Genomic DNA, 21200 nt, shown 5'->3' with positions numbered 1-21200 from the left:
TCGACTCGATCGAGGGGTGGGCTCCTGCAGAGGTCCACCCGCCACCGAACGATGACGCTGGCCTTCGGGCACACGGCATCCAGCGCGGTGCCATGCGGAGACTTTGAACGGGCGCCCGGCACTTCATTCGGAAGGGATCGGCGCGCCGGCCGTGTTCTTGAGCGCGTCCAGCGCCTGGCGCATCGCCGGGCTGTCGGCGATGGCGGCGATCTTGTGGGCGTAGGACGGGTCGGTGGCGTAGCCGCCCTGCACCAGCCCGCGGGCGAATTCCGCCACGTCGTCGCCCTTGCCCAGCGCCTGCGCGTAGCGCGGGCTGTCGCCGAGCAGGCGGGCGTAGTCGTCGAACGACTGCGCCGGCGACGCGTAGGCGCGGAACGCCGCGTGCCTGCGCACCGGCACGCCGCCCTCCACTTCCAGCGTGGGCACGTTGACGCGCTGGCCGTCCCAGCTCGAACCGGCCTTCATGCCGAACAGGTTGTAGCTGGGCGTGCCGTCGCCGTGCTGCGGCATGTGCCTGCCCCACTGCGTTTCCAGCGCGGCCTGGGCCAGCACGGCGCGTACCGACACGCCGAGTTTCTCGGCTGCCTTCTGCGCGAACGGCGCCATCCTGGTGACGAAGTCCGCCGGGTCGCCGGGAATGAAGTACGACACCGCCTGCGCCGTGGAACCCACCGCCCGCGCCACCGAACCCAGCCGCGCCTTCCAGTCGTCGCCCGCGCTGGCCGACGGGGTGGCCGCGTCCCTGCCGCCGAGCTGGCGCACCAGCATCTCGGCGATGCCCAGTCCGTGGCCCTGGCTGGACAGCGTCACCGCCAGTTGGTGATCGGCCAGACCCTGCCACGAGTCGCCGGCCTGGCTGTCGAAGTTGGGATCGCCGAAATTGGCGTCGCGCATCGACTTCAGCACCATCTGGGTGAAGATCGACTCGAACTGCCTGGCCACCACCGGCAACGCCGACTTCGCGTCCGCCTGCGCGCTCTGGCGCAGCGCGCTGAAGCCGGACAGGTCGGTCCAGGTGCTGAGGTTCTGCGCCGTGGCATCGAGGTTCGCGGCCATGTCAGATCACCACCAGCTCCGCATGCAGTGCACCGGCCTGCTTGAGCGCCTGCAGGATGGAAATGAGATCGCTCGGCGCCGCGCCCACCTGGTTCACCGCGCGCACGATGGTGTCCAGGCTCACGCCGGGGCCGAACTTGAACATGTGGCCGCCATTCTCGCTGACCTGCACGCTGCTGGACGGCACCACCGCGGTCTGCCCCTTGCTGAACGGGCCCGGCTGGCTCACCAGCGGCTGTTCGCTGATGGTCACCTGGATCGAACCATGCGCCACCGCGGCGGCGCTCACGCGCACGTCCGAGCCGATCACCACGGTGCCGGTGCGCGAGTTGACCACCACGCGCGCGGGGGCGTCGGCCGGGGTCACGTCGAGATTCTGGATGTCGCCCAGCCACGCCACTTTCTGCGACGGGTCGACCGGGCTGCGCACGGCGATCGAGCCGCCATCGATCGCGCTGGCGGTGCCGGCGCCGTAGGCGGCGTTGATCGCCTTGACCACGCGCGAGGCAGTGGTGAAATCGGCCGTGTTGAGGTTGAGCATGAGATCGCCGCCGTTGCCGAACGCCGAGGGCACGCTGCGCTCCACCGTGGCGCCGTTGGGAATGCGGCCGGAGTCGGAGATGTTCACCTGCACGCTGGAACCGCTCTTGCCCTGCGCGCTGATGCCGCCGATCACCACGCTGCCCTGGGCGATCGCGTAGGTGTTGCCGTCGGCGCCCTTCAGCGGCGCCATCAGCAGCTGGCCGCCGCGCAGCGTCTTGGCGTTGCCAATCGAGGCGACGGTGACGTCGATGGTCTGGCCCGGCTTGGCGAACGGCGGCAGGTCGGCGGTGACGATCACCGCCGCCGCGTTCTTCAGCTGCGGCCGCGCGTTGGCCGGCACCACGATACCGAACTGCTGCAGCATGTTCTCCAGGCTCTGCGTGGTGAACGGCGCCTGCGTGGTCTGGTCGCCCGAGCCGTCCAGGCCCACCACCAGGCCGTAGCCGATCAGCTGGTTGTTGCGCACGCCGCCGACCGAGGCGAGGTCGCGGATCTTGTCGGCGTAAACGGGGGATGCCAGCAGGCAGAGCGTGATGCCCATGGTAGCCGCCAGCCCAGCCCCCTCTCCCCTTCGGGGAGAGAGCCTGCCCTCGACCCGATCGGGGGGTTGGGGTGAGGGGCCACGGGTGCAAAGGCGTTTGAACAGGCGAGTGATTGAAGAAACAAGAGCAATGAGCGACATGGCCGACAGTCCTGCGAGCACCCGCCCCTCACCCCAGCCCTCTCCCCGGCGGGGAGAGGGAGCTTTTACTGCGAGCACGTGCCCCTCATCCCAACCTTCTCCCCGGCGGGGAGAAGGGGCGAATGGGCCGTGCGGGCTCGCACCCTCGTCGTTTCCCGCATCGTCTGGATAGCGATTCTTGCCGGCAGCGGGTTTCATTAAAACGGCATCCACTTGGAGTTGAAGAAACGCGACAGCCAGCCCTGCGTGTTGGCGTCGGCCAGCGAGCCGCGGCCGGTGTAGGCGATGCGCGCGTCGGCCACGCGGCTGGACGACACGCTGTTGTCGGGGTTGATGTCCTGCGGGCGCACGATGCCGGAGATGCGCACCATCTCCTGGCCCTGGTTGATGGTCAGCCACTTCTCGCCGCGCACCACCAGATTGCCGTTGGACAGCCGCTGCGCCACGGTGACGGTGATCTGGCCGCTGAGCTGGTTGCTCTGGCTGGACGAGCCGTCGCCGGCGAAGCCGCGGTTGCCGTTGAGGCCGATGCTGGCCGGCAGGCCGTTGAGCGTGGCCGCCTGGCCCAGCAGGGTCGGCGCGTCGATCGCGGTCTTGTCTTTCTTGCTGGTGCTGGTGGTGGCCTTCTTGCTGGCCTGGGTGCTTTCCTGCAGCACGATGGTGAGGATGTCGCCCACGCGATGCGCACGCGGGTCGGCGAACAGCTCCATGTTGCCGGCGTCGTGGTAGATCGCGCCGTTGGCCACTGGCGCGGCCTCGGGCAGCACCGGCGCGGTGGCGGCCCACTGGCTGTCGTCGCGGCCCGCGCCCATCGAGGCGCAGCCGGCCAGCGCGAGCGCGGCAGCGGCGGCGCAGAGGCGGAACAGGGAGGCGATCGGGCGCATGGGCGTGCTCACATCTTGTTGGTGAGGTCCTGCAGCATCTGGTCGGTGCTGCTGATGGCCTTGGAGTTCATCTCGTAGGTGCGCTGGGTCTCGATCATGTTGACCATCTCCTCCACCACGTTGACGTTGGAGGACTCCAGCGCGCCCTGCATCAGCGTGCCCATGCCGTTCAGGCCGGGCTGGCCGGTCTGCGGCGCACCGCTGGAGCCGGTTTCCAGGAACAGGTTGCCGCCCTGCGCCTGCAGCCCGGCGGGATTGACGAAGTCGGCCAGTTGCAGCGTGCCCACCTGCACCGCCGCGGCCGAGCCGGCGGTGGTGGCGGACACCGTGCCGTCGGCGCCGATGGTGATGCTCTGCACGCCGGTCGGCAGGGTGATCGCCGGGTCCAGCGCGTAGCCGTCGGCGGTGACCAGCTGGCCGTTGGCATCGGTATGCAGCGAGCCGTCGCGGGTGTAGGCGACGGTGCCGTCGGGCATCGACACCTGCAGGAAGCCGCGGCCCTGGATGGCCACGTCCAGCGAGTTGCCGGTCTGGCTGATGCTGCCCTGGGTGAACAGTTTCTCGGTGCCGACCACGCGCACGCCGGTGCCCAGCATCAGACCCGAGGGGGACTGCGTCTGCTCGGTGGTCTGCGCGCCGGGCTGGCTGCGGTTCTGGTACATCAGATCCTGGAACGACGCCCGCGAGCTCTTGAAGCCGGTGGTGTTGGCGTTGGCCAGGTTATTGGAGATGACGTCCATGCGCGTCTGCTGCGCATCGAGGCCGGTCTTGGCGATCCAGAGGGACGAGAGCATGTTCGGGGACTCCTAAAAAAACCGCGACGGCAACCCGTCGTCAGTTCGACTGAAGCAATTTGGATGCCGACGCGGCGTTGTCTTCGGATGCCTTGATCGACTTGATCTGCATGTCGTACTGGCGCGAGAGCGCAATCATCCTCACCAGCTCCGACGAGGCGTTGACGTTGCTGTTCTCCAGCGCGCCGGAGGTGACCCGCACGGCGGTGTCGGGCGCGGCGTTGCCGCCGCCGGCCAGGTGCATCAGGCCGTCGCCGCCCCGCACCAGTTGGGTCGGGTCGGGATTGACCAGGCGGATGCGGTCCAGCGCGGCCACCGTGGACGGGCCCTCGCCGATCGGCACGGTGGAGATCGTGCCGTCCTCGCCGATGCGCAGCTGCGCGCTGGCCGGCAGGTTGATCGGCCCGCCGTTGCCGATCACCGGATGGCCGCTGGCGTCCGTCAAAAGTCCGTCGGCGGTGAGCTGCAGATCGCCGGCGCGCGTATAGCCTTCCGAACCGTCCGGCGCCTGCACCGCGATCCAGCCGCTGCCCTGCACCGCCACGTCGAGCGAGCGCCCGGTGCTGGTGACCGATCCCTGGGTGGTGTCCGCGCCGATGCCGCGGGCCACCGCGTTGATGCGCGTGGCCTCGCCCTGCCCCAGCACCGGCAGGCTCTGGAACGCGCTCAGCTCGCTCTTGAAACCCACCGTGGAGGCATTGGCCAGGTTGTGGCTCACGGCTTCCTGGGCGCGCATGATCTGCGTCGCCCCGGTCATCGCCACGTAGAGGGAACGGTCCATGGCGATCGATTACCGGACCGCGTTGAACAGTGCGGTGGTCAGTGTCTCGTCGGTGCCGAGCACCTTCGCGTTGGCCTGGTAGTTGCGCTGCGCCTTGATCATGTTGACCAGCTGCGCCGTGGTGTCGGACGTGTTGGACGACTCCAGCGCGCCCGACTGCAGATTGCCGAAGGTACCGCTGCCGGCGGCGCCCATCACCGCCGAACCGGAGTCGCCGCTGGCGGCCCAGGCAGTCTCGCCGACCTGGCGCAGGCCCTGCACGTTGGAGAAGTTGGCGATCGCGATCTGGCCGAGCTGGGTGCTCTGGTTGTTCGAGTAGTGCGCCGTCACCACACCCTTGGAATCGATGTCGATGTTCGACAGCGTGCCGGCCTCGAAGCCGTTCTGGCTGATCGCACCGGCCGAATAGGCGGTGCCGAACTGGGTGGTGTTGGTCACGTTCACCGACAGCGCCAGCGGGTTGGAGCCGTTGCCGAGGTTGACCGGGGTGTAGCTCAGGTTGCCGCCGACCGGGGTGGCCAGGTTGCCGCTGGTGTCGAAGGTGAGCGGCTGGGTGCCGGCGCTGCTGCCGTCCACGTACAGGTGCGCGTCCCAGGCGTTGGTGGCGGTCTTGACGTAGTACACGGTGGCCTGGTGCGAGCCGCCCTGCGAGTCGTAAATGGTCACTGGCGTGGCGGCGTTGAACGAGGTCGCGTCGCTGGGGCTGAACGCGGTGGCCGGCACGCTGGCGCTGGCCGGCAGGTTGGAGTTCATGGTGATCAGCGAGGTGGCGGTGGCATTGCTCTGCGAGGAGAGCAGCTTCAGATCGGTCAGCGTGCTGGTGTCGAAGCCGCCCAGGCCGTTGGGCGGGTAGATCTGCAGGCGTGCGCCGTTGTTGGTCTGCACGTAGTTGTCCGCGCTCTTCTTGAAGTCGCCGGCGCGGGTGTACTGCACGCCACTGCCGTTGTCGACCACGAAGAAGCCGTTGCCGCTGATCGCCAGGTCCAGCGAGTTGTTGGTGGTGACGATGTCGCCCTGGGCGAACTGCTGCGCCACGTCCTGCAGGCGCGCGCCACTGCCGGTGGCGGTGGAGTTGAGGTTGAGGCCGGTCACCGCGAACACGTCGGCGAACTCGGCGCGCGAGCCCTTGAAGCCGGTGGTGTTGGCATTGGCGATGTTGTTGGCGATGACGTTGAGGTCGGACTGCGCGGCGTTGATGCCGGTGAGCGCGGTGTTCAGAGCCATGATGGGTTCCTCGAATCAGTGAAGGGATGCCACGCGTGCGTCAGAGGATCTGGGCCACCTGGCTGAGCGCGACGCCGCCCACGCCAGCCACCTGCAGGTAGGTGCCCACGCCGCTGCCGCCGTAGCCCACGGCGGTCACCTTGCCGGCGACATAGGTATCGAACGGACTGCCGGCGTTGCTGGCGGCCATCGTGTAGTTGCCTTGCGGCAGGGCGTTGCCGGCGTCGTCCCTGCCGTCCCAGCTGAAAGAGGTAAGGCCGGCGCTGGGCGCCGGCACGCTCATCGTGCGCACCACGCTGCCGCCGCCGTCGATGATGTTGACCGTGAGGTTGCCCGGCACGGTGACGTTGGCCGCGCCGCTGACGGTGGCGCCGGCGTAGTGGAGCGTGGAGGACGGCACCACCACCTCGCGGTTCACCAGGTTGGACGAGCCGAGCACCTGCGAGGTCTGCAGCGCGCCGTTCACGGTGCTGTTGAGCGTCTTCACCGAGCCCAGCAGATCCTGCGTGGACTGCAGCTGGCTGAACTGCGCCATCTGCGAGACGAACTGGTTGTTGTCCACCGGGTGGGTGGGGTCCTGCGCCTGCAGCTGGGCGGTCATCAGCTTGAGGAAATCGCTCTGCGTCATGCCGCCGGCCTTGGCCGCGGTGGTGACCTGGCTGGCGGTGCCGGCCGTGCCGGCGTTGCCGATGGTGTTGATGGTCATGCGTGCGCTCCTTCGGACTACTTGCCGAGGTCGAGGGTTTTCACCATCAACTGCTTGGTGGTGTTCATCACCTCGACGTTGTTCTGGTACGAACGCGAGGCGGAAATCATGTTGACCAGCTCGTCGACGGGGTTGACGTTGCTGCCGTAGACGTAGCCGTTGGCGTCGGCCATGGGGTTGCCCGGCTCGTAGCGGCTGGGAATCGCCGCCTGGCTCTCGGTGACGCCGTCCACCTTCACGCCGACCGTGCCGGCATCGGCCATCGCCCCGTCCACGCGCTGCTTGACGGCGGCGAACAGCGGCTCCTTCGCGCGGTAGGCCCCTTGTTCGGTGCTCGACACGCTCTCGGCGTTGGCGAGGTTGCTGGCCACGGTATTGAGCCGCAGCGACTGCGCGGCCATGCCGGAACCGGCGGTATCGAAGATCTTGAACATCGACATGGCGATTACCCGGTGATCGCGGTGCGCAGCATGCGGATCTGCGCGGTGATGAAGGCCAGGCTGGCCTGGTAGTGCACGCCGTTGGCGGCGAAGTCGGCCTGCTCGACCTGCTCGTCGACGGTGTTGCCGTCCATGCTGGGCTGGGTGGGGTTGCGCCACATCAGCTTGTCCGCGACCTGCGTGGACGGGGCGATCTGGCCCGGCGTGGGCGTGCTCAGCGCCAGCCCTTCGGACTGGCCGCTGGCCTGCATCAGCGCGGCGCGGAAATCGAGATCGCGCGCCTGGTAGCCGGGCGTGTCGGCATTGGCCAGGTTGCCGGCCAGCACTTCACTGCGGCGCTGCCACAGACCCAGCGCCCGGGTGTGGATGCCGAACAGGTTGTCGATCGGTGCACTCATGGCTTGCCTCCGCGCGGCATCGGACCGCAGGGGGCTGGAGGCAATTCGCGTGCCACGGGGCGCAAAGCGTTGCCGGAGCTGGATTTTCACCGCACGACGGAGTCACGCCACGGGCTGAAAGACGGAAAGCCGACGCTGCACCGGGCGGCATCGCCGGCCGCGGGAGTTAGCCAGCAATCGGGCGGTTACTCAGCGTCGTGCAGTCGCGCACAGGGTTCGCTCCTACCGGGCCAGGTTTTCCGGCAACAGATCCAGCACCGCCTGCGCCAGCAGGTCCGGCTGGAACTTGGCGATGAAGCGGTCGGCGGCGACCTCCTTCACCATCGCCTCGTTGAACATGCCGCTGATCGAGCTGTGCAGCACCACCTTGAGCCCGCGCAGGGCGGGCGTCTCGCGGATCGCGCGGGTCAGCGCGTAGCCGTCCATCTGCGGCATCTCGATGTCCGACACCACCAGGTGCACGCGCTCGGCCGGATCCACCTCGGCCAGTTCAGTGAGTTTTTCCAACGCGCGCACGCCGTCTTCCACCAGCACGCATTCGATGTTCATCTGGCGGAACACGCCCTCGATCTGCCGTCGGGCGACCAGCGAGTCGTCGGCCACCAGCACGCGGCGCGGCTGCATGGCATGGCCGTCCACCGCCCGCTGCATGTGCGCGGACAGCTCGCCCGGCACGCCGTGGATGCTGGCCAGCACGTGTTCCACGTCCACCACCGCGACCAGCGCGCCGTCCACCCGGGTGATCGCGTTGACCCGCGTGCCGAAGCCCAGTGCCGGCTCCGGCGTCGCCAGCGCGCTGCCGTCGCAATGCATCATGTGCCTGAGGTCGGCCACCAGGAAACCCTGCATGGTGCGACTGAACTCGGTCACCAGCAGGTGTGCCGAGGCCACGTCCTTGAGCGGCGGATAGCCGAGCGCAGCGGCCAGGTCGATCACCGCGATGGTCTGGCCGCGGTAGTCGCAGCTGCCGGCGATCAGCTCGTGCGCGCCGGGCATGCGTTCCAGCGGTGGCCGGCGCAGCACCTCGCGCACCTTGAACACGTTGATGCCGAACAGCTGCGCGTCGCCCAGCCGGAACAGCAGCATCGCCACGCGGTTGTGGCCGGCCAGCCGGGTGTGCCGCTCCACGCTTTCCAACAACGCACCGCTCATGCCGGGTTTCCCTATCTTGAAAGCAGCACCGCGTGCGCGGCGGACCCACCGCTATCGGCGCTGGCCGGCGCGGCTTGAGCGCAGGGCCTGTCGTGCCATGGCATGTGCCTTGCTTGCTCAAGTTCCGTCGCCGGCGGTCGATCCCCGCTGGCCACCTGAAAAGGAAACGCCCGTCCATGAGTTTCATCCGCAGCCAGCATCTGGCCGCCTTCGCCCAGGCCGCCGCATCGGGCGACGAGGCACAACTCGCCCGGCTCAGTGGCCAGCACCCCCGGCTGGCGCAGGCGCTGGCGCCGCTGCTGAAGCTGGCCGGCGGGCGGGCGCCCGCGGCCGTCGCGCTGCAGACCATCGAACAGCAGAGCCTGCTGCTCGGTGCCGCCCAGCAGCTCGCGCACGAACAGAAGGCGCTGGAGGACTCCGCCCGCGAATGCCACGACAACGTCGGGCGTTTGACGGATGGCAGCGCCGGGATCTCGACGGGCCTGCAGCAGGTCGCCGCCAGCCTGGACAACGCCGACCAGGCCAGCCATGCCGGCGTCGGCAACGTCAGCGAGCTCGACGGCCAGCTGCGCCTGCTGCGCAGCGCGATGGCCGCGATGAACCGCAACCAGAACAAGCTGGCCGAACAGGTCGCGCAGATCCGCAAGCTCACCGGCGTGGTACAGGAGATCGCGCACCAGACCAACCTGGTCGCGCTCAACGCGGCGATCGAGGCCGCCCGCGCCGGCGAGGCCGGCCGCGGCTTCGCGGTGGTCGCCGACGAGGTAAAGCAGCTTGCCGAGAAGACCACCCAGGCCACCTCCGAGATCGAGGCCGTCACCGGCTCGATCGGCGAGTTCTCGCTGCAGCTCGACGGCGACGTGCGCCAGGGCATGCAGCGACTGGAACGCGCGCAACAGGGCATCGGCCGGGCCGACGCCTCGCTGCAGCAGGGCGCCGTCGCGCTGCAGCTGGCGCGCGAGCGCATCGGCACGCTGCGCCACAACCACGATGCCCAGCACGTGCGCGCCACCGGCACGCAGGCCACGCTGGGCGCGCTGCAGCGCCGCGGCACCGAGGCGCGCCGGCAGGCCGAAGTGCTGGCCCGCTCCGCCCTGCTCTCGCAGCGGCTCGGACTGGAATGGCTGGAAAGCCTCAGCGGCAAGGATCCGGCCAGCCTCAGCCTCACCGTGCGCGAATCGGCCCAGGGCATGCGCCAGGCGATGGAACTGGCGCTGGCCGAACCGGCCGCGCTGGACCGCCGCTGGTTCGACACCAGTGCACTGCAGCGCGCGCTGGCGCGTCTGCTCGCCCAGTATGCCGATCACCCGGCGGCGTCCGGCATGCAGGCGGGCTGCGTCCGGCTGGGCGAGCACGGCAGCGCCTTTGTCGGCCTGCTGTGCGAAGGCAAGCAAGCCGAAGCCGGTGCGCTGGCCGATGAACTCGAATCCGAGCGCGAGGCGCTGGTCAGCCGGCTCGCGCAGTTGCTGGCGTCCGAGCGCTGATGCCGCGCGCCGCCGCCCTGCTGCGCTGCCTGCTGGGTATCGGCGTCGTTGCCGCGGCGATGCCCGCGCGCGCCGGCGACGAGCCGGTCAGCGCGTTCGCCCGGCAGTGGCTGGTGGCGCAATACAGCCTGCCCGGCAACCGGGTGCAGGCCAGCGCCACGCCGGTGGATGCGCGCCTCGACCTGGCCGACTGCCGCGGCGCCATGGTGGCCAGCCTGCCGCCGAACCTGCCGCCGCGCCCGCGCATGAGCGTGCAGGTGCACTGCACGGCCGGGGCGGGCTGGACCGTGCACGTACCCGTGCGCCTGCAGATCTTCCGCCACGTGCTGGTCACTGCGCGGCCGCTGCAGCGCGGCGACGGCATCACCGCGGGCGACGTGCGCAGCACATCACGCGACATCACCCGGCTGGGCTACGGCTACATCGACAACCTGCAGCAGACCGCCGGCCGCACGCTGGCCCGGCCGCTCGGCCCCGGCAGCGTGCTGACGCCTTCGGCGCTGGGCGGGCGCGAGATGGTGCGGGCGGGCGATCGCGTGCAGGTGGTGGCCCGGCTCGACGGCATCGAGGTGCGTGCCGGCGGCATCGCGCTGGGCAGCGGCGACGGCGGCGCGCGCCTGCGGGTGCGCAACGAGGTCTCCGGCCGGGTGGTGGATGCGATGGTGGACGCGCCCGGGGTGGTGCTGGCATTACCCTGAACGCTTCGAAAGAACGGCCCGATCGGCCCTAAAGTTCCTGCCGGCGCCGCCGATGACAGGGACACAGGGCCTAAACCGACCAGAGAGCGGACCCATGAACACGACCATTTCCAACAACGGCCTGCCCAAGCTTGCGCAGGCGGGCAGCAGCCAGGGCAACGCGCCGTCGCAGGCGCCGGCCGCCGCGGGCGGCAGCGAGCCGGGCAGCGCGGCAGCCGCCGACAAGGTCAACCTGACCGACTCGGCCCGCGCCCTGCAGGAAGCCGCGCGCGCCGGCGACTCCGCGCCGATCGACACCGCCAAGGTCGAACGCGTGCGCCAGGCGCTGGCCGCCGGCACCTATCAGGTGAACCCGGAGCGCATCGCCGACCGCATGCTCTCGCTGGACAGCCAGATCGCCGGCAGCAAACCGGTTGCGGGCGGCAACGCATGAGTGCCGCGCTGCAGGTCGAGCTGGACGATGCCCTGGGCGCCGTGCTGGACGACATGCAGCGCTCGCTGGCCGAGCTGGCCGACGCGCTCGCCCGCGAACGCACCGCCCTGCTCGACGCCGACGTCCCCGCGATCGACGCGTCCGGCGCGCGCAAGCAGGCGCTGATGCAGGCGCTGGAGCGGCTCGACGCCGAGCGCCGGCAGCTGGCCCTGGCGGCGCCCCACGCGGCCGCGGCACGGCAGCCGCGCTGGCACGAGCTGCTGGCCCGGCTGCGCGACTGCCGCGACCAGAACCAGCGCAACGGCAGCATCGTCCAGCAGCGTCTGGGCAGCGTGCGCCGGGCGCTGGCGATCCTCACCGGCCAGGACGGCGAGGCCGGCGTGTATGGCCGCAGCGGTGCGCTGCATGCGCGCGCCCGCTCGCACACGCTGGCAGAAGTCTGATCCCCTCCCCGCGAGGCGCGCCACGCGCCCCGCCCTGCGCGAAGAGTCACCATGAACCAAGTCGCCGCCGCTGCCTCCTCCGCCCTTCCGCCCGCCATGAGCACGGAGCAGCCGCTGCCGGTGGTGCGCCTGCCGATGCTGGACGCCAGGCGCCAGCTGTTCGCCTACGAGATCCTGTTTCACCGCGAGGGCGTCGACGAGGCCGCGCTGATGCAGCGCGTGCTGTCGACCATCCTCGACGGCGCGCTGACCCGCCTGGTGCGCGGCAACCGCACCTTCCTGCGCCTGTCGCGCGACCTGCTGCTGGAGCAGACCGACGTGCTGCTGCACCAGCCGCGCTTCGGCGTGCTGCTGCGCCCGGAAGTGGCGCACGACACGACGCTGATGGAGCGCCTGCAGCAGATGGCCCAGCGCGGCTGCCTGCTGATGCTGGACGTCACGGAACCGGAGATCGCCGGCTCGGCGGCGCTGGAGGCGTTGCTGCAGATCGTGCAGTTCGTGCGGCTGGACGCCAGCGTGATGGCGCCCGAAGTGCTGCGCGAAACCAGCCAGCAACTGCACGACCGCGGCATCTGGGTGGTGGCCGGCCAGGTCGACGACCACGCCACCTACCAGCGCTGCCTGGAGCTGCCGCTGCAGGCGATCCAGGGCCGCTACCTGCTGATCCCGGAAACCGTCGAGGTGCCGGTGCTCACCGCCAACCGGCTGAGCATGCTGCGCCTGATGCGCGAGCTGCAGGAGTCCAACCCGGGTCCGGTGGAGCTGGGCGACATCATCCGCGACGACGCCATCCTCAGCTACAAGCTGCTGAGCTGCGTCAATTCGGCCTACTTCTCGCTGCCCAAGCAGCTGAAGTCGGTGCAGCAGGCGGCGATCTTCTTCGGCGTCACCCGCATGCGCAACTGGATCTACACCATGTCGCTCAGTGGCATGGACGATCGTCCGCCGGAGCTGCTGCGCGCGGCGCTGATCCGCGCCCACATGTGCGAGAAGCTCGCCGTCGGCGCCGGCATGGCGCGCGACAGGCAGGAGATGGCCTTCACCGCCGGCCTGTTCTCGCTGCTGGACACGCTGATGTGCGCGCCGATGGAGTTCGTGCTCAGGCACCTGCCGCTGGTGCCGGAGATCGCCGAGGCGCTGGTCGGCGGACGCGGCCCGTTCGGCCCGCTGCTGGAGCAGATCCATGCGTGGGAAGCGGGCGAGCTCACCGGCCAGAACGCGCAGCCGCAGCGCATCCAGCGCATGGCCGCGATCTACCTGGAGGCGACCCAGTTTGCCGACCAAGTGTTTTCGCACGCCGAGGCGCGGCCGAGCTGATCGGCCAGGCGGCCATCCCGATGGATGCGGGGAGTCGCCGCGAGGCGGCTTTTTCATGGAACCAAACGCGACGCGGCGCGGCGCGATCGCTGCGGCGAACCTCGAAAAACTCGAAATAAGGCTCGTCATCCCCGCTTTCGCGGAAATGATGAACAAAGAGCGGTTTTTCGAGGTTCCCTGCGGCGGTCGAATTTTTCTCGGCTCTCAGCCCGGTTCGCCACCGCCCGCGCGCTGGCGCCGCCACAGTGGCCAGGCGGCGATCGCCAGCCCCAACCCGGCCAGCATGAACCAGCGCAGGCTCATCCCCACACTGCCGCCCAGCCACATCGTGCCGCCGACCGCGCCGATCAGCAGGGCGCCGATGCCCACCGGCAGCAGCAGGTCGCTGACGTGCTCGCGGCGCTCCCACAGCAGTGCCAGCACGCCCAGTGCGGCCAGCAGCAGCGCGATCGCGCGCCGCGGCATGACGCCTTCCGGTGGCATCGGCAGGTCGGGGAAGATGTCCACCAGCGCCCGCTCGCCGAGCTGCACCTCGTAACCCTTGCCGTCGGGCGCGTCGGTGGCCGGCACCAGGGTGTCGCCGTCGAGGCGGCCGACCACGGTCACCGTCTGCACCGGCACCGTTTCCCAGCTCACGCGCAGGTCGCCCAGCCGCGGCGACTGCGGCTGCGCGCTGGTGGTGAGGTAGTCGCCGTCCGCCGAGAAACTGGCCGCCAGGTTGGGCGGCAGCGCCCTGGCGTCCGGCGTGAGCCGCGCGCTGCCCGGCAGCGCATGCAGCAGCGGCGTGGACAGCCGGAACCCGCCCAGGCGCACCTCGCCGGCGTCGAACTGCCGCCCCACGATCGGAAACCTGCCCGGGTTCGCGTGGCCGGCCGGATGCTCGAAACGGTTGGCGTCGACCGGATGGTCGACCCAGTCCAGTTCGTAGTGGGCGACACCGCCGACGACCACCTCGCGCCACTGGAACATCTCCACGTGGCGGATCAGCACGGGCACCGCCGCGCTCTGGTTGAAGTCCGCATCGCGCGGCGGGACCACCACGCGGGGGGTGCCGGCGATGCGCGCCATGTAGCCGTACTGGCCGATCTCCGGGCCGATCTGCCGGTCCAGATCGAGAATCTCGCCACCGTGCCGCTGCGCCGCCTGGCGATAGGCCAGCAGGCCGTTCTCGGTGGATGCCAGCAGCGCCAGCCCGCCCAGCACCAGCAGCGCACCGAGCACCTTGAGCAGCACGCCGCCGATGACCAGCACGCGTGGGACATGCTCGCCGCGCATCACGTCGCCTCCGGCGCGGCCAGCGAACCGGCCAGCGCAGCGCGCTCGTGCGCGGTGCCGAAGCGACCGCGCGCGTCGCAGGTCACCTCCGCCAGCGCGCACTCATGATCGTGGGTGAAGAACAGCCGCACGCCGCGGGAGAGCTTGTCCTGGAGGAACTCGCGCTTCTCCTCGATCAGCTTTTCCGGCCAGCGGTCGTAGCCCATGGTGATCGGCAGGTGCACCCAGTGCCGGCCGGGGATCAGGTCGGCGCAGAACACCACGCCGCCGACCTCGGCCATCATCAGGCCGGGCGTATGGCCGTCCGAATAATGGAAGCGCACCGCCTCGCCCAGCGTGGCCGAGTGTGCCCCCTCGACCAGTTCCAGCCGCCCGCTGGCCTGGAGCAGGCCGGGCAGTTCGGGGATGAACGAGGCGCGGTCGCGCGGATGCGGATCGAGCGCGCGCCGCCAGTGTACGGCGCCCACCAGGAAGCGCGCCCGGGGAAACAGCAGCCGCGGCGGCGCGCCATCGGCCCACGGCGCGAGCAGGCCGCCGGCGTGGTCGAAGTGCAGGTGCGAGAGCACCACCACGTCGATGTCCTCGTGCGACAGGCCCAGTTCCGCCAGCGCATCGAGCAGCACGTGGCGCGATTCCACCACGCCGTAGCGCTCGCGCAGGGCCGGCTCGAAGAACGCGCCGATGCCGGTCTCGAACAGCACGTGGCGGCCGTCCGCATCCTTCACCAGCAGGCAGCGGCAGGCCAGCGGGATGCGGTTTTCCCCATCCGGCGCGATCCAGCGCGACCACAGCGCGCGCGGCGCGTTGCCGAACATCGCGCCGCCGTCGAGCCGCTGCGAATTGCCGAGAATCGAGAACAATGGCATGGGTCGACCCTGCGGGTGGAGCGCCGGCTCAGGAACCGTCGCCGGTTCCGGTCAGCTGTCGGTACTTCAGGTCGAGCTGTGCGTCGGTTTCCACGTGGTCGGGGTCGACGATGATGCATTCGACCGGGCACACCACCACGCACTGCGGCTCGTCGTAATGCCCGTGGCACTCCGTGCAGCGGGCCGGATCGATCACGTAGAACTCCTCGCCCAGCGAGATCGCCTGGTTCGGACAGGCCGGTTCGCAGACGTCGCAGTTGACGCAGGTGTCGAGGATCTTGAGGGCCATGGGGCGGTATACGGCCGGCGGAAAGGCGCGTGGCGGCATGGCACCACGCGCCAGGCCGGATCGCGCAAGCGCAACCCGGCTTCCGCAGCTGCCGATTACATGGCGACGAAACGGATGTTGGCGCTGGTCGGGGTCAGCACGTCCATCACGCGCTGCTTGTCGGCCTCGTCGCCGATGAACAGCACGATGACGTCCTTGAACGAACCCGGCCTGGCGTCCTTGAACGCGGCCGTGATGAAGTCGGCGGTCTTGGCCGAGTTGGGGCCGGCGAACACCAGCATGTTGCCCGGCAGCACGCCGCGGGCGACCACACCCTGCACCGCCTCGAGCTGGCGGCCGTACTTGGCCTGCGAATCGGCATCGTCGCCGGCCGGCACCAGGTAGGCGTAGGGGCGATCGGCGCTCATGCCCTGCATGTTGGCGGTGACGATCTGGCCGAGGTAGGCGTTCCAGGCCTTGGTATCGTTCGGATCGGTCGGCTTGGTGGCCTTCTGGGTCTGTTGGGCGGTCTGCTGCCCGTCACCCTGTTTGTTGCAGGCCGAGAGCATGACGGTACCGGCCAGGGCGAGCGTGGCGGCGAGGACGAACTTACGCATGGTGGTCACCTTCGTTGTCAGGTTGCTTTTTGTGCCAGCGCTGGCGCATGGCCTGTTGCACCGCCGGATGCACGAAACCGGAAATATCCCCGCCGAGGCGGCCGATCTCGCGTACCAACGACGAGGAAATGAAGCTGTACTGCTCCGCCGGCGTGAGGAACAGCGTCTCGACCTGCGGAATCAGGTGCCGGTTCATGCTGGCCAGCTGGAACTCGTATTCGAAATCCGACACGGCGCGCAGCCCGCGGATGATCACGCCTGCGCCGACCCGGTCGACAAACTGCGCCAGCAGGCAGTCGAAGCCGCGCACTTCCACGTTCGGCAGGTCGGCCAGCGCCAGCCGCGCCAGCGCAATCCGCTCGTGCATCGAGAAGCCCGGCCCCTTACCCTTGTTCGGGCTTTCGGCTACAGCCACCACGATGCGCTCGAACAGCGGCGCGGCGCGCGCCACCAGGTCGGTGTGGCCGTTGGTGATCGGATCGAAGGTGCCCGGATAGACGGCCAGGCGCTGGTTGATCGACGGCTTGCTCACGGATGCTCGGCAGCCCGAATGAATGGGCATTTAGCTTAACGGAAGCATCCCGGCGCGGCGATAGAGCGCATGGCGCACCTCGCCGGCCTGCGCCTCGCGGTGCAGCATCCAGTGGGCCGGCAAGGCGAGCACCCGATCCCGTGGCGACTCCACGTAGATCCATGCCGAGGCGCCGAGCCAGCCCTGCTCCAGCCGCTGCGCCAGCGTGCTCCAGAGATCCGCGGCGAACGGCGGATCGAGCCAGACCACGTCGAACGGCCGCGGCGCGCCGGCGAGAAAACGGGCGGCATCGACCGCATCCACGCTCGCCCCGGCCACCTTGAGCCGGGCCAGGTTGGCGCGCAACGCCTGCGCCGCGGCCGCCTGCGGCTCCACGAAATGCACGCTGGCCGCCCCGCGCGAAAGCGCTTCCAGGCCGAGCGCGCCGGTGCCGGCGCACAGATCCAGCCCGTGCGCGCCGGCGATCACCGGCGACAGCCAGTTGAACAGCGTTTCGCGGACCCGTTCGGGAGTGGGCCGCAAGCCCGGCAGGTCCGGCACGTCGAGGCGGGAATTGCGCAGGCTGCCGCCGATGATGCGGATGCGCCCGGGCGTGCGCCTCATCGGGTCGCGCCCTCAGCGGGCAGTTCGGATCGGGGTGATAGCATGCCGCCCATTGTCTTTGAATCGCCCTCGCCATGCTCAAGTTCTGGAAGAAGAAGCCCGCCGACGGCGAACCGGCGCAGGATGCGGCCACCGCAGCTGACGATGCCGCCTCGACCGCATCGGATGTTCCCGCCGCGCCGGCGGGGGCGGCCATGCCCACCGCCGTCGCATCTACCGCAGCAGGTACCGCGGGCGAATCGGAACCGGCCCGGCGCAGCTGGCGCGAACGCCTGTCCGGCAGCGGCCTGGCCAGGAGCCTGGGCGCGCTGTTCGTGCGCCATCCGCGGCTGGACGACGACCTGCTCGACGAGCTGGAAACCGCGCTGATCACCGCCGACGTGGGCGTCGAGGCCAGCACGAACCTGGTCGAGGCGCTGCGCAGGCGCATGCACGCGCGCGAGTTCGCCGATGCGGACGCCCTGCTCGATGCGCTGCGCCAGGCGTTGGTCGCGCAGCTCGTGCCGGTGCAGCAGCCGCTGGACGTCTCCGGCCACCAGCCCTTCGTGGTGCTCACCGTCGGCATCAACGGCGTGGGCAAGACCACCACCATCGGCAAGCTGGCGCGCCGCTATCGCGACGAGGGCCGCAGCGTGCTGCTGGCCGCCGGCGACACCTTCCGCGCCGCCGCGGTGAACCAGCTCAAGGCCTGGGGCGAGCGCAACCAGGTGCCGGTGATCGCGCAGGGCCAGGACGCCGATTCGGCCAGCGTGATCTTCGACGCGCTGCAGGCGGCCCGCTCGCGTGGCGCCGACGTGCTGATCGCCGACACCGCCGGCCGCCTGCACACCCAGGGCGGCCTGATGGACGAGCTGGGCAAGATCGCCCGCGTGCTGAAGAAGCTCGATCCGGCGGCGCCGCACGAGGTGCTGATGGTGATCGACGGCACCACCGGCCAGAACGCGGTGAGCCAGGTCCGCCAGTTCCGCCAGATCGTCGGCGTCACCGGCCTGGTCGTCACCAAGCTGGACGGCACCGCCAAGGGCGGCGTGGTGTTCGCGCTGGCCCGCGAGTTCGGCCTGCCGATCCGCTACGTGGGGCTGGGCGAGACCGCCACGGATCTGCGTCGGTTCGATGCCGCGGCCTTCGTCGACGGCCTGCTCCCTGCCCGGCTCGGCCATGACTGAGTCGCGCCACGCGGGCCTGCGCGGATGAAGCGCCGCTGGCGTATCGCCCTGCTCGGCTTGGCCGGCGCGGCGGCCACGCTGCTGCTGACCATCGTCATCGGCGTCTACTGGCTGCTGCAGCCGGATCGCTTCACCGCCACCTTGCAGGCACAGGCGAGCGCCGCGGGGCTGCAACTGCACCTGGCCAGCCCGGCCCGGCCCACGCTGTTCCCCCGGCCCGCGCTGGAGCTCGAAGGCATCACGCTCAACGAGCAGGACGCGACCATGCCGATCCTGCTGGCCGCGCGCGGCCGGCTGGCGCTGCCGTGGCGCACGCTGTTCGGCGGACGGACGGTGATCTCCCGGCTTGAGATCGACGCTCCGCGCGTCGATCTGGACGCCCTGCAGGCCTGGGCCGCGCGCCTTCCGGCCACGGACGCCGCCCACCCGCCGCAGATTCCACGCATCGTCACCGGCATCCTGATCAGCCGGGCCAGCGTGGTGCGCGGCAACGACATCCTGCTGCAGAACCTCGCGCTGGAAACCGGGCAGCTCAATCCCGGCAAGCCGTTCTCGCTGGACATGACCGGACGCGACGCCGGCGAAGATCCGGTGCAACTGCGCCTGCTCGCCACGCCCCGCATGCGCGGCGCCAGCATGCTGTTCGAGAACATCGTGCTGCACCTGTCGCACGGCGCAAGCATGGTCCTGGATCTGCGCGGCAGCGCGCGCTGGCACGGCGCGGCCGACGCCTCGGCCGATCTCGCCGGCCAGCTCGACAGCGCCGACAGCGGGCGCTACGAGGTGTCCATGCGACTGACCCCGGCCAACGCACGCGATCCGCTGCTGCTGGCGCTCAAGCTCGATGGCGCCGCCAACCACGTCGACCTGCGCCTGCCACCGCTGCAGTTGGCGGGCTGGTGGTCGCAACTGGGCACCCGGGGCGGCACGCCGCTGACCATGCCGCCCGGCCAGGGCCACGTGGATGCCGACCGCCTCGATGTCGGCGGCATCCACGTGGAGGGACTGAGCCTGGATATCGGCAAGGACGTCCCCGCCGGCACCGCCAGCGCGGCCATGCCACCCACCGCCTCGCCATGACCGAGCGCGTCGCCGCCCGCCTGCTGCGCTGGTTCGACCGGCACGGCCGCAAGGATCTGCCGTGGCAACACGGCGATGCGGCCGGCTGCCGCGATGCCTACCGGGTCTGGCTGTCCGAAGTGATGCTGCAGCAGACCCAGGTGGCGACGGTGGTCCCGTACTTCCACCGCTTCATCGAGGCACTGCCGACCCTCGGCCATCTCGCGCGCGCCGACGAGGACACCGTGCTCGCGCTGTGGTCGGGCCTGGGCTACTACCGGCGCGCGCGCTTCCTGCACCAGGCCGCGCAGCGCTGCGTCGAGCGCCACGAGGGCGAACTCCCGCGCGACTTCGAGGCGCTGCGTGCGCTGCCCGGCATCGGCCGATCCACCGCCGGCGCGATCCTGGCGCAGGCCCACGGGCTGCGCTTTCCCATCCTCGACGGCAACGTGAAGCGGGTGCTGAGCCGCTACCACGGCATCCACGGCGATCCGGGCCAGAGCGCCGTCGAAAAGAAACTCTGGCAGCTCGCCGCATCGCACACACCCGACCAGCGCGTGGCCGACTACACCCAGTCCATCATGGACCTGGGCGCGACCGTGTGCGTTCGCAGCCAGCCGCGCTGCGGAGACTGCCCACTGCAGGAAGACTGCGTGGCCCGTCGCGAGGGCCTCACCGCACAATTGCCCACCGCCAGGCCCGGCAGGCGCCAGCCCGTGCGCAGCACGCTGATGCTGATCCTGCGCGACGAGCGGGGCCGCATCCTGCTGGAGCGGCGCGGGCCGCAGGGCGTGTGGTCGGGCCTGTGGAGCCTGCCCGAAGCGCCCGACCCGGACGCCGCCTGGCGCACCGCCGGGCAATGGGCGCGGGTGGACGACGCGCGACCGCTGGCGCCGTTCACCCACGTCTTCAGCCATTACAGGCTCGCCGTGGAGCCGCTGCTGTTCGATCGCGCCAGCGCGCACCCCGGCGTGGCCGACCAGCCGCTGCACCGCTGGTGCGATCGGGACGAATGCGCCGTGCTGGGCCTGCCCGCGCCGGTCCGCGTCCTGCTCCAGTCCCTTCAAGCCGATCACGAGGAATCCCCATGAGCCGTACCGTCCATTGCCGCAAGCTCGGCATCGATGCCGAAGGACTCGACTTCGCCCCATGGCCAGGCCCGCTCGGCCAACGCATCTACGCGGAAATCTCCAAGCCGGCCTGGCAACAGTGGATGACGCACCAGACCATGCTGATCAACGAGAACCGGCTCAATCCGCTCGATCCGGCCGCGCGCTCGTTCCTTGCCCGGGAAATGGAGAAATTCCTGTTCGAGGGTGGCGCCGAACAGCCCGCAGGCTACGTGCCACCGCCATCCGCGTCTTGACGCTGGAAGGCGCATCCAGTTTAATGCGCGGCTCCACGACGCACCGGCCCAGGCCGCGCCTGCCTCGGCGGACCCATACCCTGGCCGGGTAGCTCAGTTGGTAGAGCAGGGGATTGAAAATCCCCGTGTCGGCGGTTCGATTCCGTCCCCGGCCACCACCTTTCAGCGCCCAACCCTCTCCGGTTGGGCGTTTTCATTTCCGGGTTCCGCGACGCCACGCGGGATTCGGCGCCGATCTGCCTGTGCCACCACCGCTTCAGGCCAGCCGGTTGCGTGCGAACCAATCGGACAGCACGCGATCGAGCGCCTGCGCGAGCCCGCGCCGATGCTCGCGGGCCGGGGCACGCAGCGCATCGAGGTCGATGCCGGCTTGCGTCCAGATCCTGCCCAAGGCCTGCCGAGTCCCCGGCCAA

26 protein-coding genes and 1 tRNA gene are annotated in these 21200 nt (G+C 70.0%); 10 read left to right on the top strand and 17 right to left on the bottom strand.

The genetic code is table 11. The annotated features are described in order from the left end of the window. Nucleotides 1–123 precede the first annotated feature (123 nt). The 10 genes from flgJ to ACO2Q2_RS04520 form a co-directional block, all read right to left on the bottom strand. Nucleotides 124–1056, bottom strand: a complete 933-nt coding sequence (gene flgJ, locus ACO2Q2_RS04565; RefSeq protein WP_423254591.1) for a flagellar assembly peptidoglycan hydrolase FlgJ — start codon at nucleotides 1054–1056, stop codon at nucleotides 124–126. 1 nt (nucleotide 1057) lies between these two features. Continuing rightward, nucleotides 1058–2140: a flagellar basal body P-ring protein FlgI gene (locus tag ACO2Q2_RS04560; RefSeq protein ID WP_423254590.1), complete on the bottom strand. Its 1083-nt coding sequence runs from the start codon at nucleotides 2138–2140 to the stop codon at nucleotides 1058–1060. Between the two features lie 338 nt (nucleotides 2141–2478). Then, entirely contained in the window at nucleotides 2479–3165 is a 687-nt protein-coding gene (gene flgH / locus ACO2Q2_RS04555) for a flagellar basal body L-ring protein FlgH (protein ID WP_423254589.1), read from the bottom strand. Nucleotides 3166–3173: 8 nt separating this feature from the next. Next, complete coding sequence (gene flgG, locus ACO2Q2_RS04550) at nucleotides 3174–3959, bottom strand: flagellar basal-body rod protein FlgG (protein ID WP_423254588.1); 786 nt, start codon at nucleotides 3957–3959, stop codon at nucleotides 3174–3176. Between the two features lie 40 nt (nucleotides 3960–3999). Further along, nucleotides 4000–4740, bottom strand: coding sequence for a flagellar basal-body rod protein FlgF (gene flgF / locus ACO2Q2_RS04545; RefSeq protein WP_423254587.1), 741 nt, complete (start codon nucleotides 4738–4740; stop codon nucleotides 4000–4002). A gap of 9 nt (nucleotides 4741–4749) precedes the next feature. Next, a complete protein-coding gene (flgE, locus tag ACO2Q2_RS04540; RefSeq protein ID WP_423254586.1) occupies nucleotides 4750–5964 on the bottom strand; it encodes a flagellar hook protein FlgE in 1215 nt (404 codons plus the stop codon). A gap of 40 nt (nucleotides 5965–6004) precedes the next feature. After that, a complete protein-coding gene (locus tag ACO2Q2_RS04535; protein WP_423254585.1) occupies nucleotides 6005–6670 on the bottom strand; it encodes a flagellar hook assembly protein FlgD in 666 nt (221 codons plus the stop codon). A 17-nt stretch (nucleotides 6671–6687) separates the two neighbouring features. After that, the gene (flgC, locus tag ACO2Q2_RS04530) at nucleotides 6688–7110 is read right to left on the bottom strand and encodes a flagellar basal body rod protein FlgC (protein ID WP_423254584.1); all 423 of its coding nucleotides are present in this window, start codon (nucleotides 7108–7110) and stop codon (nucleotides 6688–6690) included. 5 nt (nucleotides 7111–7115) lie between these two features. After that, nucleotides 7116–7508: a flagellar basal body rod protein FlgB gene (gene flgB, locus ACO2Q2_RS04525; RefSeq protein WP_423254583.1), complete on the bottom strand. Its 393-nt coding sequence runs from the start codon at nucleotides 7506–7508 to the stop codon at nucleotides 7116–7118. Between the two features lie 222 nt (nucleotides 7509–7730). Further along, nucleotides 7731–8660, bottom strand: coding sequence for a chemotaxis protein (locus ACO2Q2_RS04520; RefSeq protein ID WP_423254582.1), 930 nt, complete (start codon nucleotides 8658–8660; stop codon nucleotides 7731–7733). A gap of 176 nt (nucleotides 8661–8836) precedes the next feature. On the opposite strand from ACO2Q2_RS04520, the gene ACO2Q2_RS04515 reads away from it, so the two are divergent. The 5 genes from ACO2Q2_RS04515 to ACO2Q2_RS04495 all read left to right on the top strand — a co-directional run bounded on the left by ACO2Q2_RS04515 (nucleotide 8837) and on the right by ACO2Q2_RS04495 (nucleotide 13035). Then, a complete protein-coding gene (locus ACO2Q2_RS04515) occupies nucleotides 8837–10144 on the top strand; it encodes a methyl-accepting chemotaxis protein (protein ID WP_423254581.1) in 1308 nt (435 codons plus the stop codon). Then, the gene (gene flgA / locus ACO2Q2_RS04510) at nucleotides 10144–10842 is read left to right on the top strand and encodes a flagellar basal body P-ring formation chaperone FlgA (protein WP_423254580.1); all 699 of its coding nucleotides are present in this window, start codon (nucleotides 10144–10146) and stop codon (nucleotides 10840–10842) included. The genes ACO2Q2_RS04515 and flgA overlap by 1 nt, the downstream gene beginning before the upstream one ends. A gap of 94 nt (nucleotides 10843–10936) precedes the next feature. Further along, complete coding sequence (gene flgM / locus ACO2Q2_RS04505; RefSeq protein WP_423254579.1) at nucleotides 10937–11275, top strand: flagellar biosynthesis anti-sigma factor FlgM; 339 nt, start codon at nucleotides 10937–10939, stop codon at nucleotides 11273–11275. After that, entirely contained in the window at nucleotides 11272–11718 is a 447-nt protein-coding gene (locus tag ACO2Q2_RS04500; protein WP_423254578.1) for a flagella synthesis protein FlgN, read from the top strand. The genes flgM and ACO2Q2_RS04500 overlap by 4 nt, the downstream gene beginning before the upstream one ends. 51 nt (nucleotides 11719–11769) lie before the next feature. Next, the gene (locus ACO2Q2_RS04495) at nucleotides 11770–13035 is read left to right on the top strand and encodes an EAL and HDOD domain-containing protein (protein ID WP_423254577.1); all 1266 of its coding nucleotides are present in this window, start codon (nucleotides 11770–11772) and stop codon (nucleotides 13033–13035) included. Between the two features lie 204 nt (nucleotides 13036–13239). Here ACO2Q2_RS04495 and ACO2Q2_RS04490 read toward each other — a convergent pair whose 3' ends face one another. The 6 genes from ACO2Q2_RS04490 to rsmD all read right to left on the bottom strand — a co-directional run bounded on the left by ACO2Q2_RS04490 (nucleotide 13240) and on the right by rsmD (nucleotide 17196). After that, the gene (locus ACO2Q2_RS04490; protein WP_423254576.1) at nucleotides 13240–14310 is read right to left on the bottom strand and encodes a TMEM43 family protein; all 1071 of its coding nucleotides are present in this window, start codon (nucleotides 14308–14310) and stop codon (nucleotides 13240–13242) included. Next, nucleotides 14310–15176: an MBL fold metallo-hydrolase gene (locus tag ACO2Q2_RS04485; RefSeq protein ID WP_423254575.1), complete on the bottom strand. Its 867-nt coding sequence runs from the start codon at nucleotides 15174–15176 to the stop codon at nucleotides 14310–14312. Before ACO2Q2_RS04485 ends, ACO2Q2_RS04490 begins: the two co-directional genes overlap by 1 nt. Nucleotides 15177–15204: 28 nt before the next feature. Continuing rightward, nucleotides 15205–15465: a YfhL family 4Fe-4S dicluster ferredoxin gene (locus ACO2Q2_RS04480; protein ID WP_423254574.1), complete on the bottom strand. Its 261-nt coding sequence runs from the start codon at nucleotides 15463–15465 to the stop codon at nucleotides 15205–15207. 95 nt (nucleotides 15466–15560) lie between these two features. Further along, entirely contained in the window at nucleotides 15561–16061 is a 501-nt protein-coding gene (locus ACO2Q2_RS04475; protein WP_423254573.1) for a hypothetical protein, read from the bottom strand. Further along, nucleotides 16054–16623, bottom strand: a complete 570-nt coding sequence (coaD, locus tag ACO2Q2_RS04470) for a pantetheine-phosphate adenylyltransferase (protein WP_423254572.1) — start codon at nucleotides 16621–16623, stop codon at nucleotides 16054–16056. Before coaD ends, ACO2Q2_RS04475 begins: the two co-directional genes overlap by 8 nt. Further along, nucleotides 16624–17196, bottom strand: coding sequence for a 16S rRNA (guanine(966)-N(2))-methyltransferase RsmD (gene rsmD / locus ACO2Q2_RS04465; protein WP_423254571.1), 573 nt, complete (start codon nucleotides 17194–17196; stop codon nucleotides 16624–16626). It lies immediately after the preceding gene. A 74-nt stretch (nucleotides 17197–17270) separates the two neighbouring features. Here rsmD and ftsY point away from each other — a divergent pair, with 74 nt between their 5' ends. The 5 genes from ftsY to ACO2Q2_RS04440 all read left to right on the top strand — a co-directional run bounded on the left by ftsY (nucleotide 17271) and on the right by ACO2Q2_RS04440 (nucleotide 20945). After that, entirely contained in the window at nucleotides 17271–18362 is a 1092-nt protein-coding gene (gene ftsY / locus ACO2Q2_RS04460; protein WP_423254570.1) for a signal recognition particle-docking protein FtsY, read from the top strand. A 24-nt stretch (nucleotides 18363–18386) separates the two neighbouring features. After that, entirely contained in the window at nucleotides 18387–19442 is a 1056-nt protein-coding gene (locus ACO2Q2_RS04455; protein WP_423254569.1) for an AsmA family protein, read from the top strand. Then, the gene (gene mutY, locus ACO2Q2_RS04450) at nucleotides 19439–20512 is read left to right on the top strand and encodes an A/G-specific adenine glycosylase (protein WP_423254568.1); all 1074 of its coding nucleotides are present in this window, start codon (nucleotides 19439–19441) and stop codon (nucleotides 20510–20512) included. The genes ACO2Q2_RS04455 and mutY overlap by 4 nt, the downstream gene beginning before the upstream one ends. Next, nucleotides 20509–20787 (top strand): oxidative damage protection protein, encoded by a 279-nt coding sequence (locus ACO2Q2_RS04445; RefSeq protein WP_423254567.1) that lies wholly within the window; start codon nucleotides 20509–20511, stop codon nucleotides 20785–20787. The genes mutY and ACO2Q2_RS04445 overlap by 4 nt, the downstream gene beginning before the upstream one ends. Before the next feature lie 82 nt (nucleotides 20788–20869). Continuing rightward, a tRNA-Phe gene (locus ACO2Q2_RS04440) sits at nucleotides 20870–20945 on the top strand. Between the two features lie 98 nt (nucleotides 20946–21043). Here the strand turns inward: ACO2Q2_RS04440 and ACO2Q2_RS04435 are convergent. Next, the gene (locus ACO2Q2_RS04435) at nucleotides 21044–21178 is read right to left on the bottom strand and encodes a hypothetical protein (protein ID WP_423254684.1); all 135 of its coding nucleotides are present in this window, start codon (nucleotides 21176–21178) and stop codon (nucleotides 21044–21046) included. Nucleotides 21179–21200 lie beyond the last annotated feature (22 nt).

The sequence above is a fragment of the Dyella sp. KRB-257 genome, from assembly GCF_049445995.1.
GTDB lineage: Bacteria > Pseudomonadota > Gammaproteobacteria > Xanthomonadales > Rhodanobacteraceae > Dyella_A.
This window is presented reverse-complemented; position numbering and strand designations above follow the sequence as displayed.